A 14,283-nucleotide genomic window follows, 5' to 3' on the forward strand; every position below is an offset into this window, starting at 1 on the left:
ACCGCCCTCGAACTCGCCGCCAGCTACCTCCACGCCCACCCCGACCGCCACACCGCCCTCCTCGTCGCCGCCGACAACTTCGGCACCCCGATGATGGACCGCTGGCGGTCGGGCCACGAACACCTGATCGGGGACGCCGGCAGCGCCGTGGTGCTGACCACCCGGCCCGGCTTCGCCCGGCTGCTCGCCGTCGGGGCGATCGCCGTACCCGAGGCGGAGGAGCTGCACCGGGCCGGCGAGCCGCTCTTCCCGCCCGGGGCGACTCTCGGCCGGACCGTCGACTTCGTGGCCCGCGGCGAGGCGTTCCAGAAGCAGTTGGCCGACAGCCCGGACGCCGCCGCGATGGCGAAGATCGGCGGCAACCTGGTGGCGCTGATCCACCGCACGCTGGACGAGGCCGGCATCGGCATCGCCGATGTCACCCGGGTCGCGCCGATGAACTTCTCCCGGGCGCTGATCGAGCGGCTGATGGGCGGGCTCGGGCTGACCATGGCCCACTCCACCTGGGCCTGGGGCAGCACGGTCGGTCACCTCGGCGCCAGCGACCAGGTCGTCGCGCTGGACCACCTGCTCGCCACCGGGCAACTCGGCCCCGGCGACCACCTGCTGATGCTCGGCATCGGGCCCGGCGTGACGCTGTCCTGCGCGGTGGTCGGCATCGAACACCTCCCGGACTGGGTGTCGTGACCGGCGCCGGTCCGGCCACGCTCGCCGCGGCCGCCCCGGTCCCCGTGCTTCCCGCGCACAGCCTGCTGGTCTTCCTGCTGGGGCTCGGCGTGCTGCTGCTGGTGGCGTTGCTGCTCGGCCGGCTCGCCACCCGGTGCGGCCTGCCCGCCGTGGTGGGGGAGCTGCTCACCGGGATCCTGCTCGGACCCACCGTGCTGGGCGCGGTGGCCCCCGGGGTGTCCGACTGGTTCCTGCCCCGGCAGGCCGAGCAGTTCCACCTGCTCGACGCGGTCGGGCAGCTCGGCGTGCTGCTGCTGGTCGGGTTGACCGGGGTGGAGGTGGACGTCGCGTTCGTCCGCCGGCGCGGCGGCGCCGCCGCCCGGATCAGCCTGGCCGGCCTGCTGCTGCCGCTCGGGCTCGGCGTCGCGACCGGGTACCTGCTGCCCGGCTCGCTGCTCGGCGCCGGCACCGACCGTGAGGTGTTCGCGCTCTTCCTCGGCGTGGCGATGTGCGTCAGCGCGATCCCGGTCATCGCCAAGACGCTGCTGGACATGAAGCTGCTGCACCGCAACATCGGTCAGCTCACCCTGGCCGCCGGGGTCATCGACGACATCTGCGGCTGGCTGCTGCTCTCGGTGGTCTCCGCCCTCGCCACCACCGGCGTCCGCGCCGGCACCGTGCTCTTCTCGGTCTGCGCGGTGCTCGGCTTCGTCCTCTTCGCCGCCCTGGTCGGCCGTCCGGCCAGCGCCGCGGTGCTGCGGGCCGCCGGCCGCGCCGACGGACCCGGGCCGCTGGTCGCGACCACCGTGGTGCTGATCCTGCTCGGCGCGGCGGTCACCCAGGCGCTGGGCCTGGAGGCGGTGTTCGGGGCGTTCGTGGTCGGCTTCGTGATCGGCTCCGTGCCCGGGCTCGACCGGGAACGGCTGGCCCCGCTGCGCACCACCGTGCTGGCCGTGCTGGCCCCGCTCTTCTTCGCCAGCGCGGGCCTGCGGATGGACCTGACCGCGTTGGCCGACGCCCCGGTGCTGGCCGCCGCGCTGGCCGTCATCGCCGTGGCGATCCTGGGAAAGTTCACAGGCGCGTTCCTCGGCGCCTGGAGCAGCCGGCTGAACCGGTGGGAGGCGCTGGCGCTGGGCGCCGGGATGAACGCCCGGGGCGTCATCGAGGTGGTGGTGGCCACCGTCGGCCTGCGGCTCGGGGTGCTCAACACCGCGACGTACACCATCGTGGTGCTGGTCGCCGTCGTCACCTCGGTGATGGCCCCGCCGATCCTGCGCCGAGCGATGAGCCGGGTCGAGCAGACCGCCGAGGAGGAGCTGCGCCGGCTCGGCACCGCCGATCGCTCCGGCGCGGCCGACCTGCGCGGCGGCTGAGCACCGCGAATCCTGGGAGGATCCCAGGAACCTCGGGACCCCGTCCAGCTTCGTCCGGAAGGCTGTTGCCGTGATCGAGACGACCCACCTCACCAAGCGGTACGGCCCGACCACCGCCGTCGACGACCTCACCTTCGAGGTACGCCCCGGGCTGGTCACCGGCTTCCTGGGGCCCAACGGCGCGGGCAAGTCGACCACCATGCGGCTGATCCTCGGGCTGGACGCCCCGACCAGCGGCTCCGCCCGGGTCGGCGGGCGGCGCTACACCGACCTGCCGGCGCCCATGCGGCACGTCGGCGCGCTGCTCGACGCCCGGGCCGTCTACGGCGGCCGGACGGCGTACCAGCACCTGCTCTGCCTGGCCCGCAGCAACGGCATCCCGCGTTCCCGGGTCTCCGAGGTGCTCGGCCTGGCCGGGCTGGAGGCGGCCGCCGACCGGCAGGTGGGCGGCTTCTCGCTCGGCATGAGCCAGCGGCTGGGCATCGCGGCGGCGCTGCTCGGTGACCCGGCGGTGCTGATGTTCGACGAGCCGGTGAACGGCCTGGACCCGGAGGGGATCGTCTGGATCCGTTCGCTGATCCGCGATCTGGCCGCCGAGGGGCGCACGGTCCTCGTCTCCAGCCACCTGATGAGCGAGATGGCGCTCACCGCCGACCACCTGATCATCATTGGGCGCGGCCGGCTGATCGCCGACACCGGCGTCGACGCGTTCCTGCGCGCGCACACCGAGCAGAGCGTGCTGGTCCGCACCGAACGCGGTCCGGAACTGGCCGCGCTGCTGGTCGAGGCGGGCGCGAGCGTCCGGACCGGCACCGAGGGGGCCCTGGTGGTCTCCGGGATGGACAGCGCCGCCGTCGGTCTGGTCGCCGCCGACCGGTCGATCCCGCTGATCGAGCTGACCCCACAGCGTACGTCGCTGGAGGAGGCCTTCATGTCGCTGACCCGGGACAGCGCCGAGTTCAGCTCGGCCCGTACGGAGGAACTGGTCTGATGAGCGTCGACACCGAACTCGCCCCGCGGCCGCCGGCCGTCGCGCCGGAGCGGCGGCCGACCCTCGCCGACGTGGTCCGTTCCGAGTGGACCAAGTTCCACACCATGCGTTCCACCCGGTTCGTCGTCGTCGCCGTGGTGGTGGCGATGGTCGGGCTGGGCGCGGTGATCAGCGCCGGCACCGCCCGCGGGTTCGTCCGGCTCACTCCCGAGGAGCAGGCCGCGTTCGATCCCACCCTGGTCAGCCTCCGCGCCTACTTCCCGGTGCAGTGGCTCTTCGGCGTGCTCGGCGTGCTGGTGATGACGGTGGAGTACAGCACCGGCATGATCCGGTCCACGCTGGCCGCCGTACCCCGGCGGGGGCGGCTGCTGGCCGCCAAGGCCCTGGTGTACGGGGTGGTGGCGGCCGTCCTCGGCCAGGCGGTCGCGTTCGGCGCGTTCCTGGTCGGCCAGCCGATGCTGGCCGGTCAGGGTGCCCCGACGGCCGCCCTCGGCGACCCGGGGGTGATCCGGGCGGTCTGCGGCGCCGGGCTCTACCTGGCCGCGATCGGGCTGCTCGGGCTGGCGCTCGGCACCCTGGTCCGGGCCACCGTGGGCGCGTTCGCCATCCTGGTCGCGCTGCCCCTGCTCCCCACCGTGCTGCCGCTGCTGCCCGGCGGGATCGGGGACACCGTCGCCGAGTACTGGCCGACGGTGGCCGGTGAGCGGGTGATGTTCGTGGTGGACACCGACGGCGGGCTGGCCCCCTGGCCGGGGATGGCCCTGCTGCTGGGCTTCGTCGCGCTGGTCTACGTGGCCGCCTACACGGCGCTGCGGGTCCGGGACGCCTGAGAGCCGGCGCCGGCACTACGGTGGGTACGGAGCCTCGACGGTCGGGACGGTGGTGCGGGTGACCCAGCCGGAGCGCGGCCCCGGCCAGCCGGCGGACCGGCTGCTGGTGGTCGACGACGAGCCGACCCTGCGTGAGCTGCTCTCGGCGACGCTGCGCTTCGCCGGCTTCGAGGTGACGTCGGTGGCCACCGGCACCGAGGCCATCGAGGCCGCCCGCACCCGGCAGCCGGATCTGGTCCTGCTCGACGTGATGCTGCCCGACCTCGACGGCTTCGAGGTGGCCCGCCGGTTGCGCGCCGGCGCCCGGGACGCCGGCGCGCACCTGCCGCTGCTCTTCCTCACCGCGCGGGACACCACCGAGGACAAGATCAACGGCTTGACGCTGGGCGGCGACGACTACGTGACCAAGCCGTTCGACCTGCACGAGCTGATCGCCCGGATCCGGGCGGTGCTACGCCGCGCCGGCACCGCCGTACCGGGTCGGTTGGTGGTCGGCGACCTGGAGCTGGACCTGCCCGCCCAGCGGGTGTCCCGCGGCGGCCGGCCGGTCCGGCTCTCCCCGACGGAGTTCCGGCTGCTGCACCACCTGATGGCCAACGCGGGCCGGGTGGTGCCCAAGGCGGAGATCCTCGCCCAGGTCTGGCGGTACGACTTTGGCGGCGACCTGAGCATCGTCGAGACCTACATCAGCTACCTGCGGCGCAAGCTGGACACCGGCCGACCGAAACTGATCACCACGGTGCACGGCGTGGGCTACGTGCTGCGCGCGCCCGGCCCGTGACCCGCCGACCGGGGCGGCTGTCGCTGGCCGCCCGGCTGCTGCTGATCACGGTCACCCTGCTGGCGGTCGGGCTCGCGGTCGGCGGCGGGGTGGTCCTGCACACGTTGCGCGACCACCTCGTCGGCCAGGTCGACGCGCGGCTGGAACCGATCGCGCAGGCGGTCTCCCGGCTGCCGTCGGTGCCGGCCGACGACGTCGGCGCGCAGGCCGGCGCGGGCCGGCTGGACCTGGCCCGGGACCTGCACGTGATCTATCTGGACGGTGCGGGCCGGACCACCCGGGTGGTCACCCTCGGCCCGGGCGGCAGCGCGCCGGACGTCGGGGCGAGAGCGTCGGCGCACCGCGGCGGCCGCCCGTTCGACGTGCGGCAGGGCGGCCGGGACTGGCGGGTGGTCGCGCTGCCGCATCCGGCCGGCGGCGACCCGCGCGGCACCGTCGCGGTCGTCGCCTCGCTGGACGACGTGACCGCCACGGTCGGGCAGAGCACCCGGGTCGCCCTGCTGACCGGGCTCGGGTTGCTCGGGCTGCTCGCCGTCACCAGTTGGGCGGCCATCCGGGGCAGCCTGCGGCCGCTGCGCCGGGTCGAGCAGACCGCCGCGGCGATCGCCGCCGGCGACCTGGCCCAGCGGGTGCCGGCGGTGGGCGGCCCGCGTACCGAGGTGGGGCGGCTGGTGGCCGCGCTGAACGGGATGCTGGCCCAGATCGAACGGGCGTTCACCGCCCGGGCCGAGTCGGAGGCGCGGATGCGCCGATTCGTCGCCGACGTCAGCCACGAGCTGCGGACCCCGCTGTTCGGGATCACCGGCTTCACCGAGCTCTACCGGATGGGCGGCCTGCCCGGACCGGCGGACGTGGACCGGACCATGGCCCACATCGCCGCCGAGTCCAGCCGGCTGGCCCGGCTGGTGGAGGACCTGCTCCTGCTCGCCCGGCTGGACGAGTCGCTGGGCCGCACCACCGGGGACGCCGGGGCCGGTGGGGCCGGCGGTCTGCCGCTGCGGCCGGCGCCGATGGACCTGCGGACCCTCGCCGTCGACGCCCGCCACGACCTGACCGCGCTCGATCCGGGCCGGCCGATCACATTGACCGGGCCCGCGGGCGGGCCGGTGGGCAGCGCCCCGGCGCTCGGCGACGAGGCCCGGCTGCGCCAGGTGGTGCTCAACCTGGTCGGCAACGTGGTGGCGCACACCCCGGCCGGCAGCCCGGTGCGGATCGGCGTCGGCACGGTCGGCGGGGAGGCCGTGCTCGAGGTCGCCGACCAGGGGCCGGGGCTCTCCGCCGAACAGGCGGCGCGGGTGTTCGAACGCTTCTACCGCACCGACAGCTCCCGCAGCCGGGCCGGCGGCGCGGGCGCCGGGCTGGGCCTGGCGATCGTCGACTCGCTGGTGCGGGCGCACGGCGGCCGGGTGGAACTGGTGACCGCGCCGGGCGCGGGGGCCACCTTCCGGGTGGTGCTGCCGGTACTGGTGACCTGACCGCCGGCGGCGGCGGCGCCGCAGCCGCAGCCGCAGCCGGCCCGGCCCGGCCCGCCGGCGGCTGGTCCTCGCGGTGCTGCCGGGCGGGCCGCCCGCCGGTCGCCCGGCAACGCCGGGCTCGCGCACGGTCGATCCGGGGGCGGCGCGACGACCCGCCGGGGGCGGACGTCGTCCCGACGCCCGCCCCCGGTCAGCGTGCCGCCGTCGCCCTGCCGGGTCCGGTCAGCGTGCCGCCGTCGGCCTGCCGGGTCCGGTCAGCCTGCCGCCGTCGCGCGGGCCGGGCCGAACCAGGTGGCCAGGGCGCGGCCCAACCCCTCGGTCGGTTCCGTCCGGCCCGTTCCGGCCGGCTGCGCCCAGGCCACCCGGCCGTCCGGGCGCAGCAGCACCCGAGCCGCGTCGATCTCCTCGGACGGCGCCGCGGCCACCACGTCCACCCGGTCGTCCCAGCCGGGCAGCGCCAGCGGTTCGGTCCCGCCGGCCAGGTCGAGCAGCACACCCCGGCCGGCGTGCAGCAGCTCGGCCAGCGAGGTCTCCCCGCCGCCGGTGCGCAGCGGCACGTCCGGCAGCCGCCGGCCGAGCAACGGATGGGTCTCGCCCGCCACCTGATCGGCCGGGACCGGGTAGTCCACGTCGAGCGCGTACGCCAGCTTGACCAGGAACTCGTTGACCTCGTCCAGCTCCACCATCTCGGTCAGCAGCTCGCGCAGCGGCGCGACGTGCCCCAGCGGGTGCAGGAGCACCATCTGGGCCACCGTGGTCCGGCCGGCCCGGGCGGCCACCGGGTGCCGCTCCGCCTGGTAGCTGTCCAGCAGCCCGACCGGGGCGTGGCCGTGCACGGTGGCCGCGAGCTTCCAGCCGAGGTTCACCGCGTCCTCGATGCCGGTGCTCATCGACTGCCCGCCCAGCGGGAAGTGCACGTGTGCCGCGTCCCCGGCGAGCAGCACGTTGCCCTCCCGGTACCGGTCGGCCTGCCGGGTCGCCGCGTCCCACCGGCCCAGCCAGCGCGGCGTGGCGTCGCCCAGCTCCGCGCCGTCCAGCCGGCGGATGCTGTCGCGCAGCTCGTCGGTGCTGACCGGTGCGGTCTTGTCCGCCGGGCGCAGGTCGAACTCGGCGGTGGCGATCCGCACCACGCCGGGCTCGAGCGGGCCGACGGTGAGCAGGCCACCGGGGAACTCACCGGCACCGAGGTAGGCCAGCAGGGGATGGTCCTCGCCGACCTCCAGGTCCCCGACGATGCCGAGGAACGGCAGGTCCTGGCCGGGAAAGTCGATCCCGGCCAGCCGCCGCACCGTGCTCTCCGGACCGTCGCAGCCGACCAGGAAACGGCCGCTGAGGACCTCCTGTCCGCCGGGCGACCGGACGGTGACCCGTACGCCGGCGTCGTCCTGGGCGAGGTCGACGACCTCCTGCTCCCAGCGGATCTCCGCGCCCTGCTTGGCGGCGCGCTCGGCGAGCACCCGCACCAGGTTGGTCTGGCTGATCACGAAGTTGTAGCCGTGCCGGCCCGGCACGCGTACCGGGTCCAGCCAGATCTGCGCGAAGTGGGCCCGGGGGAACTCGAAGCCGTACTCGCCGACGTGGTCCATCAGGCCGCGCTGGTGCAGCAGGTCCACCACGGTGGCGTTGATGGCCATGCCGGGCAGCGCGTCCGTCGGCCCGGGCCGGCGCTCGACCACCACCACCGGCACCCGCTGCAGGGCCAGCTCGTGAGCCAGCATCAGGCCGGTGGGGCCCGCGCCGGCGATGATGACGGTGTCGGTCATGAGGAACTCCCTGTCGGTTGTGGCATCCGGTCGGATCCGGTGGTCTCGTCCTGCAGCAGCCCGGCCAGGTGCCGGGCCAGGGCCAGCGGGGTGGGGTGGTCGTAGAAGAGCGCCGGCGCGAGCCGCAGACCCCGCGCCTCCAACCGGTTGCTCAGCTCCAGCACCGTGAACGACGAGAAGCCCAGCTCCAGGAAGTTGCCCTCCGGATCGATCGGCTCGGGGTCGTCGTAGCCGAGCACCAGCGCGGCCTCCCGGCTCAGCAGGTCGAGCAGCACGGTGTGCTCCTCGCCGGCGGGTGCGGCGGCCAGCCGGGCGCGCAGCGCGGCGAGCGCCTCGGCGGGCCCGTCGGCGTCCGGCCCGTCCGCCGCGCCGGCCGGCCCGGGCCCCGGAGGCGGCGGCGCGCAGCGGAGGCGGTGCCAGCCGGCCAGCGACGGCAGCACCGCGCGCAGCGCCGCCCGGGCCTCCTCGTCCGCGCCGAGCAGGCTGGCCAGGGCCCCGGCGTCGGCGTTCTCCACCGCCGCCCAGAACGCGGCCTCCTCGCCGGTGCGGGCCGGGCCGGCTCCGGTCCCGGCGGCCGGCTCGTCCGGCCAGAAGCGCACCCGCTCGAACGGGTACGTCGGCAGCTCCACCACCGTGGCCGGGTGCGGGTGCAGCGGCGACCAGTCCACCGGGGCGCCGGCCACGTGCAGCTGGGCCAGCCCGGTCAGCACCGTACGGACCGCCGGCTTGCGCCGGGCGGCCAGCGGCACCAGCGGCGGGCGGGCCTCCGGGGCGTGCCTACGCAGCCACTCCTGGCTGAGCGTGGTGAGGGTGGCGTCCGGGCCGAGCTCGACGTATCCGGTGGCGCCGAGGCGGTGCAGCGCCGCGGTGCCGTCGGTGTAGCGGACCGTGTGCCGGATGTGCCGGGTCCAGTAGTCCGGGTCGGACAGCTCCGCGTCGGAGGCGACCTGACCGGTGAGGTTGGAGACGATCGGCAGGCGCGCCGGATGGTAGGTGACGGTGGCGGCGACCGCCCGGAACCGGTCGAGGATCGGCTCGGTGTGCACGGAGTGGAAGGCGTGCGGCACGTGCAGCCGCCTGGTCCGGACGCCCTCCTCGGTGAGGCGGGCGGCGACGGCGTCGAGGGCCGCCGGCTCCCCGGCGAGGACCAGCGAGGTCGGGCTGTTGTGGGCGGCCAGGTCGACCTCGGGATGCTCGGCCAGGATCGGCGCGACCCGGTCCAGCGGTGCGGTGACGGCGAGCATCGCGCCGGCCGGCATCTCGTGCATCAACCGGGCCCGGGTGGTGATCAGCCGGGCCGCGTCGGCCAGGTCGAGCACCCCGGCCAGGTGCGCGGCGGTCAACTCCCCGATGGAGTGGCCGATCAGCAGGTCCGGGCGGATCCCGAACGCGGCAAGCAGCGCGTGCATCGCGGTCTCGTACGCGAACAGGGCCGGCTGGATGTAGGTGGTCTCGCCGAGCAGGTCGCCGTGCCGGCCGGACATCACCTCCCACAGCGGCCGGTCCAGGTGCGGGTCCAGGGCGGCGCAGGCGGCGTCGAGGGCGGCCGCGAAGACCGGGAAGCGCTCGTACAGGTCGGCGCCCATGCCGGGGTGCTGCGCGCCCTGCCCGGTGAAGAGGAAGGCGAGCTTCCCGCCGGTGGCGGCCCGGCCGGTGACGACGTTGCTGGCCGCCTCGCCCCGGGCCAGGAAGCCGAGTCGCTGCCGGGCGTCGGCCCGGTCCTCGGCGATCACCACCGCGCGGTGCGGGTGCTGTGCGCGACTGGTGGCCAGGGTGTACGCCACCGCCGCCGGGTCCAGGTCGGGATGCCGGTCGAGGTGCGCGGCGAGCCGGTCGGCCTGGGCGCGCAGCGCCGCTGCCGTCTTGGCCGACAGCAGCCAGGGCAGCGGTACGGCCGGCGCGCTCCCGCCGGTGGGCGCGTCCTCGGCCGACGCGCCTTCCGGTGCCTCCGGGGCGGGCGGCGCCTCCTCGACGATCAGGTGCGCGTTGGTGCCGCTGATGCCGAAGGAGGAGACCGCGGCGCGGCGCGGGCCACCGTCCCGCTCCGGCCACGGGCGCGCCTCGGTGAGCAGGCCGACCGCCCCGCTGCTCCAGTCCACGTGCGGGCTGGGCTGCTCGGCGTGCAGCGTCTTCGGCAGCACCCCGTGGCGGAGCGCCTCGACCACCTTGATGATCCCGGCCACCCCGGCGGCGGCCTGGGTGTGGCCGATGTTGGACTTGATCGAGCCCAGCCAGAGCGGATCGCCGCCGCCGCGCTGCTGCCCGTACGTGGCGAGCAGCGCCTGCGCCTCGATCGGGTCGCCGAGGGTGGTGCCGGTGCCGTGCGCCTCGACCGCGTCGACGTCGGCCGGGGTCAGCCCGGCCGAGGCGAGCGCGGCCCGGATCAGCCGCTCCTGCGACGGCCCGTTCGGGGCGGTCAGCCCGTTGCTGGCGCCGTCCTGGTTCACCGCCGACCCGGTGAGCACCGCGAGCACCCGGTGCCCGTTGCGCCTCGCGTCGGAGAGCTTCTCCAGCACCAGCAGGCCGACCCCCTCGCCCCATCCCGCGCCGTCCGCGCCGGCGCCGAAGGACTTGCAGCGGCCGTCCGGGGCGAGCCCGCGCTGGCGGCTGAACTCGACGAACACCCCCGGGGTGGCCATCACGGTCACCCCGCCGGCCAGCGCGAGGGTGCACTCGCCGGCGCGCAGCGCCTGCGCCGCCAGGTGGGTCGCGACCAGCGACGACGAGCAGGCGGTGTCCACCGTCACCGCCGGCCCCTCCAGGCCCAGCTCGTAGGAGATCCGGCCGGACGCCACGCTGCCGGCGCTGCCGGTGCCCACCTGCCCCTCCAGCCCGGCCGGGGCGAGGAACCGCAGCCGCGCGCCGTAGTCGCCGTACATCACCCCGACGAACACGCCGGTACGGCTGCCGGCCAGCCGCTGCGGGTTCAGCCCGGCGTGCTCCAGCGCCTCCCAGCTCGCCTCCAGCAGCAGCCGCTGCTGGGGGTCGATCGCCAGCGCCTCACGCGGGCCGATGCCGAAGAAGCGGGCGTCGAAGTGGTGCGCGTCGTAGACGAAACCACCGGTGCGGGCATAGCTCTTCCCCTCCCGCGCGGGGTCGGGGTCGTAGAGTTCCGCCACGTTCCAGCCCCGGTCGGCGGGGAACTCGTCGATGGCGTCGGTGCCGGTGCTGACCAACTCCCACAGCTGCTCCGGCGACCGCACGCCACCGGGGTAGCGGCAGCTCATCCCCACGATCGCGATCGGCTCCTGGCCGGCCGACTCGACCTCGCGCAGCCGCTGGCGGGTCTTGTGCAGATCCGCCGTGACCCACTTCAGGTAGTCGATCAGCTTCTCTTCGTTCGTCATGTCGCCACACTTTCCGTGAGCTGCGGCAGGTCAGCCTCGACCCAGGTCGTTGTCGATGAAGGCGAAGATCTCGTCGGCGCTGGCGCTGTCCAGCCGCTCGCGCACGTCGGCCGCGGCGGGCCGGTCCGCGCCGTCCAACCGGGACAGCAGCGCGCGCAGCCGGTTCGCGATCGCCGCCCGGTCGTCGCCGGCGGGCGCGTCCCCGGCGGCCAGCACCGCGGCCTCCAACTCGTCGAGGTGGCGCAGCGCGCCGGCCACGCCACCGTCGCCGGGCCCGGCGGTCCGCGTCACCAGGTGCTCCACCAGCGCGGACACGGTCGGGTAGTCGAAGACCAGCGCGGCCGGCAGGCGCAGCCCGGTGGCCCCGGTCAACCGGTTACGTAGCTCGACGGCGGTGAGCGAGTCGAAGCCGAGGGCCCGGAACGCCTGGTCGGGGGCCACCTGCTCGGCGTCGGCGTGGCCGAGCACGGCGGCGACGTGGCCCCGGACCAGTTCGGTCAGCACCCGCCGGCGGTCGGCCTCGGCCAGCCCGCTCAGGTCGGGCGGCGGCGCGACCACCCGGGACCGGGCCGCCGGCAGCAGGGCGCGCAGCAGCGGCGGCAGGTCGCCGTCGCCGGCGTGGGCGCGCAGCCCGGCCAGGTCCAGAGCCGCCGGTACGAGCACCGGCTGCTTGTCGCCGGGCAGGGCGGCGTCGAGCATTTCCAACGCCAGCTCGGTCGCCATCGGCCGCATGCCCCGGGCCAGCCGCGCCCGGTCCACCTCGCCCAGCGTCCCGGTCAGCGCGCTGGTCTCGGCCCAGTGGCCCCAGGCCAGCGCGGTCGCCGGCAGGCCGGTGGCCCGCCGGTGGTGGGCCAGCGCGTCGAGGAAGGTGTTCGCGGCGGCGTAGTGGGCCTGGCCCGGGCCGCCGAGGACGCCCGCGACCGACGAGTAGAGCACGAACGCGGCCAGGTCGAGGTCGCGGGTGGCCCGGTGCAGGTGCCAGGCGCCGTCCACCTTGGGCCGCAGCACGTCCCCGATCTGCCGGTCGGTGAGGGTGTGCAGGGCCGCGTCGTCGAGCACGCCGGCGGCGTGGAAGACGGCGGTCAACGGGTGGTCGGGCTCGACCGCGCCGAGCGCGGCGGCCAGCGTCGCCGGGTCGGCGACGTCCCCGGCCACCACCCGCACCCGGGCGCCGCGCTCGTGCAGGCGCCGCAGCAGCTCCGCCGCCCCGGGCGCATGGGGGCCGCGGCGGCTGGTCAGCACCAGCCGCCGTACCCGGTGGCGGTCGACCAGGTGGGCGGCGAGCAGCGCGCCCAGGGTGCCGGTGCCGCCGCTGATCAGGACCGTGCCGTCGGGGTCGAGCGGGGAGACCACGGGCTCCACGTGGGAGACCGCCCGGACCAGCCGGGGTACGACCACCGCGCCGTCCCGGACGGCGGCCTGTGGCTCCGCCAGCGGTACGCCGGTCGGCTCACCGTCGTGGTCGAGGAGCAGGAACCGGTCGGGGTGCTCCGACTGGGCGCTGCGGACCAGCCCCCACAGGGCGGCCGCCGCGAGGTCGGCGACGTCCTCGTCGGGCCGGGTCGCGACGGCCTGCCGGGTCAGCACCACGAGCCGGCTGTCGGCGAACCGGTCGTCGGCCAGCCAGGCCCGCAGCGCCCCGGCGGTCCGGGTCACCAGCTCCGTCACCGCCTCCGGTAGCGGCCCCTCGGGCACGGCGGGCGCGACGAGCACCAACGCCGGGGCCGGCCCGCCGGCGGCGACGAGTTCCGCCAGGCCGGCGAGGTCCCGGACCGGTTCGCCGGTCAGCGCGGTGACCGGGGCGGGGCTGGGCTTCCAGTCGAGCTGGAAGAGCGCGTCGCGGGTGCCGGGTCGGCGCAGGTGCGCGGCGGGCAGCGGGCGGACGGTGAGCCCGTCGACGCTGACGACCGGGGCGCCGGCGGGGTCGGTGGCGGCCAGCCGGACGGTGTCGTCCCCGATCGGGGTGAGCCGTACCCGCAGCTGCCGGGCGGCGGTGCGGTGCAGGGTGACCCCGCTCCAGGCGAACGGGAGCTTCAGCTCGCCGGCGGTCGCGGCGACCGGGTGCAGCGCGGCGTCGAGCAGCGCGGGGTGCAGGCCGTACCCGGTGACGCCGACCTCGTCGGGGAGTTGGACCTCGGCGTGCAGGGTGTCGCCGTCCCGCCAGACCGCCCGGGCCCCCTGGAAGGCGGGCCCGTAGTGCAGGCCGGCCGCGGCGAGGGTGTCGTAGAGGTCGGTGGTGTCGACCGGGACCGCGCCGGCCGGTGGCCAGGGACCGGCGGGCCGCTCGTCGGCCGGCGGCGCGGCGCTGGTGAGCGTGCCGGTGGCGTGCCGGGTCCAGACCTCGTCGTCGGCGGGGCGGGTACGGATGGTGACGGTCCGCCGGCCGTCGTCGTCGGCCGCGCCGACCTCGACGTGCAGCCGCACGTCGCTGTCGGGGTCGAGGGTGAGCGGGGCTTCGATGGTGAGGTCGTCGAGGTGGGGGTGGCCGGTGTGGTGGCCGGCGTGCAGGGCGAGGTCGACGTAGGCGGTGCCGGGCAGCAGGACGGTGTCGGTGACGGCGTGGTCGGCGAGCCAGGGTTGCCGGTCGAGGGTGAGTCGGCCGGTGAAGAGGTGGCCCTGTTGGTCGGGCAGTTCGATGGCGGCGGCGAGCAGGGGGTGTTCGGCGGCGGTCTGGCCGAGGTCGGCGGCGTCGCTGACGGTGGCGGTCCGGTGCAGCCAGTAGTGCTGGTGCTGGAAGGGGTAGGTGGGCAGGTCGACGGGTGCGGTGGTGGGCAGCAGGGGGGTCCAGTCGACGGGTAGGCCGTGGGTGTGGGCGGTGGCCAGGGCGGTGGTGAGTTGGTCGGTGGTGTCGCGGCGCAGGGTGGGTACGGCGACGATGTCGTGCTGGTCGGCGGTGTCCTCGATCGGTTGGATGAGGACGGGGTGCGGGCTGACCTCGATGAAGGTGGCGTACCCGTCGCGTAGCAGTGCTTCGGTGGCGGTCTGGAACTGGACGGGGTGGCGGAGGTTGTCGTACCAGTAGTCGGCGGTGAGGGTGTCGGTGTCGATGCGGTCGCC

Annotated in this window: 9 protein-coding genes; 6 read left to right on the forward strand and 3 right to left on the reverse strand. The window is 75.8% G+C overall.

The genetic code is table 11. The features are described from left to right. From AB0I11_RS33040 to AB0I11_RS33065, 6 genes are all read left to right on the forward strand, one after another. The coding region (locus AB0I11_RS33040) for a 3-oxoacyl-[acyl-carrier-protein] synthase III C-terminal domain-containing protein (protein WP_357329642.1) at positions 1 to 687 on the forward strand (687 nt) is incomplete at its 5' end. Continuing rightward, on the forward strand, positions 684 to 2,039 hold the full coding sequence (locus AB0I11_RS33045; RefSeq protein WP_357329644.1) for a cation:proton antiporter: 1,356 nt from the start codon (positions 684 to 686) through the stop codon (positions 2,037 to 2,039). The genes AB0I11_RS33040 and AB0I11_RS33045, both read left to right, overlap by 4 nt. A gap of 70 nt (positions 2,040 to 2,109) precedes the next feature. After that, positions 2,110 to 3,030: an ATP-binding cassette domain-containing protein gene (locus tag AB0I11_RS33050; RefSeq protein ID WP_357329647.1), complete on the forward strand. Its 921-nt coding sequence runs from the start codon at positions 2,110 to 2,112 to the stop codon at positions 3,028 to 3,030. After that, complete coding sequence (locus AB0I11_RS33055) at positions 3,030 to 3,860, forward strand: ABC transporter permease (protein WP_357329649.1); 831 nt, start codon at positions 3,030 to 3,032, stop codon at positions 3,858 to 3,860. Before AB0I11_RS33050 ends, AB0I11_RS33055 begins: the two co-directional genes overlap by 1 nt. A 58-nt stretch (positions 3,861 to 3,918) precedes the next feature. After that, the gene (locus AB0I11_RS33060) at positions 3,919 to 4,641 is read left to right on the forward strand and encodes a response regulator transcription factor (protein ID WP_357329651.1); all 723 of its coding nucleotides are present in this window, start codon (positions 3,919 to 3,921) and stop codon (positions 4,639 to 4,641) included. Continuing rightward, complete coding sequence (locus AB0I11_RS33065; RefSeq protein WP_357329653.1) at positions 4,638 to 6,116, forward strand: HAMP domain-containing sensor histidine kinase; 1,479 nt, start codon at positions 4,638 to 4,640, stop codon at positions 6,114 to 6,116. Before AB0I11_RS33060 ends, AB0I11_RS33065 begins: the two co-directional genes overlap by 4 nt. A gap of 254 nt (positions 6,117 to 6,370) precedes the next feature. Here AB0I11_RS33065 and AB0I11_RS33070 read toward each other — a convergent pair whose 3' ends face one another. The 3 genes from AB0I11_RS33070 to AB0I11_RS33080 all read right to left on the reverse strand — a co-directional run. Continuing rightward, positions 6,371 to 7,879, reverse strand: coding sequence for an FAD-dependent monooxygenase (locus AB0I11_RS33070; RefSeq protein WP_357329655.1), 1,509 nt, complete (start codon positions 7,877 to 7,879; stop codon positions 6,371 to 6,373). Next, positions 7,876 to 11,226: a beta-ketoacyl synthase N-terminal-like domain-containing protein gene (locus AB0I11_RS33075; RefSeq protein ID WP_357329657.1), complete on the reverse strand. Its 3,351-nt coding sequence runs from the start codon at positions 11,224 to 11,226 to the stop codon at positions 7,876 to 7,878. The genes AB0I11_RS33070 and AB0I11_RS33075 overlap by 4 nt, the downstream gene beginning before the upstream one ends. A gap of 30 nt (positions 11,227 to 11,256) precedes the next feature. Further along, the coding region (locus tag AB0I11_RS33080; RefSeq protein ID WP_357329659.1) for a type I polyketide synthase at positions 11,257 to 14,283 on the reverse strand (3,027 nt) is incomplete at its 5' end.

It is taken from the genome of Micromonospora sp. NPDC050495 (assembly GCF_040655175.1).
In the GTDB taxonomy this organism is placed as follows: domain Bacteria; phylum Actinomycetota; class Actinomycetes; order Mycobacteriales; family Micromonosporaceae; genus Micromonospora.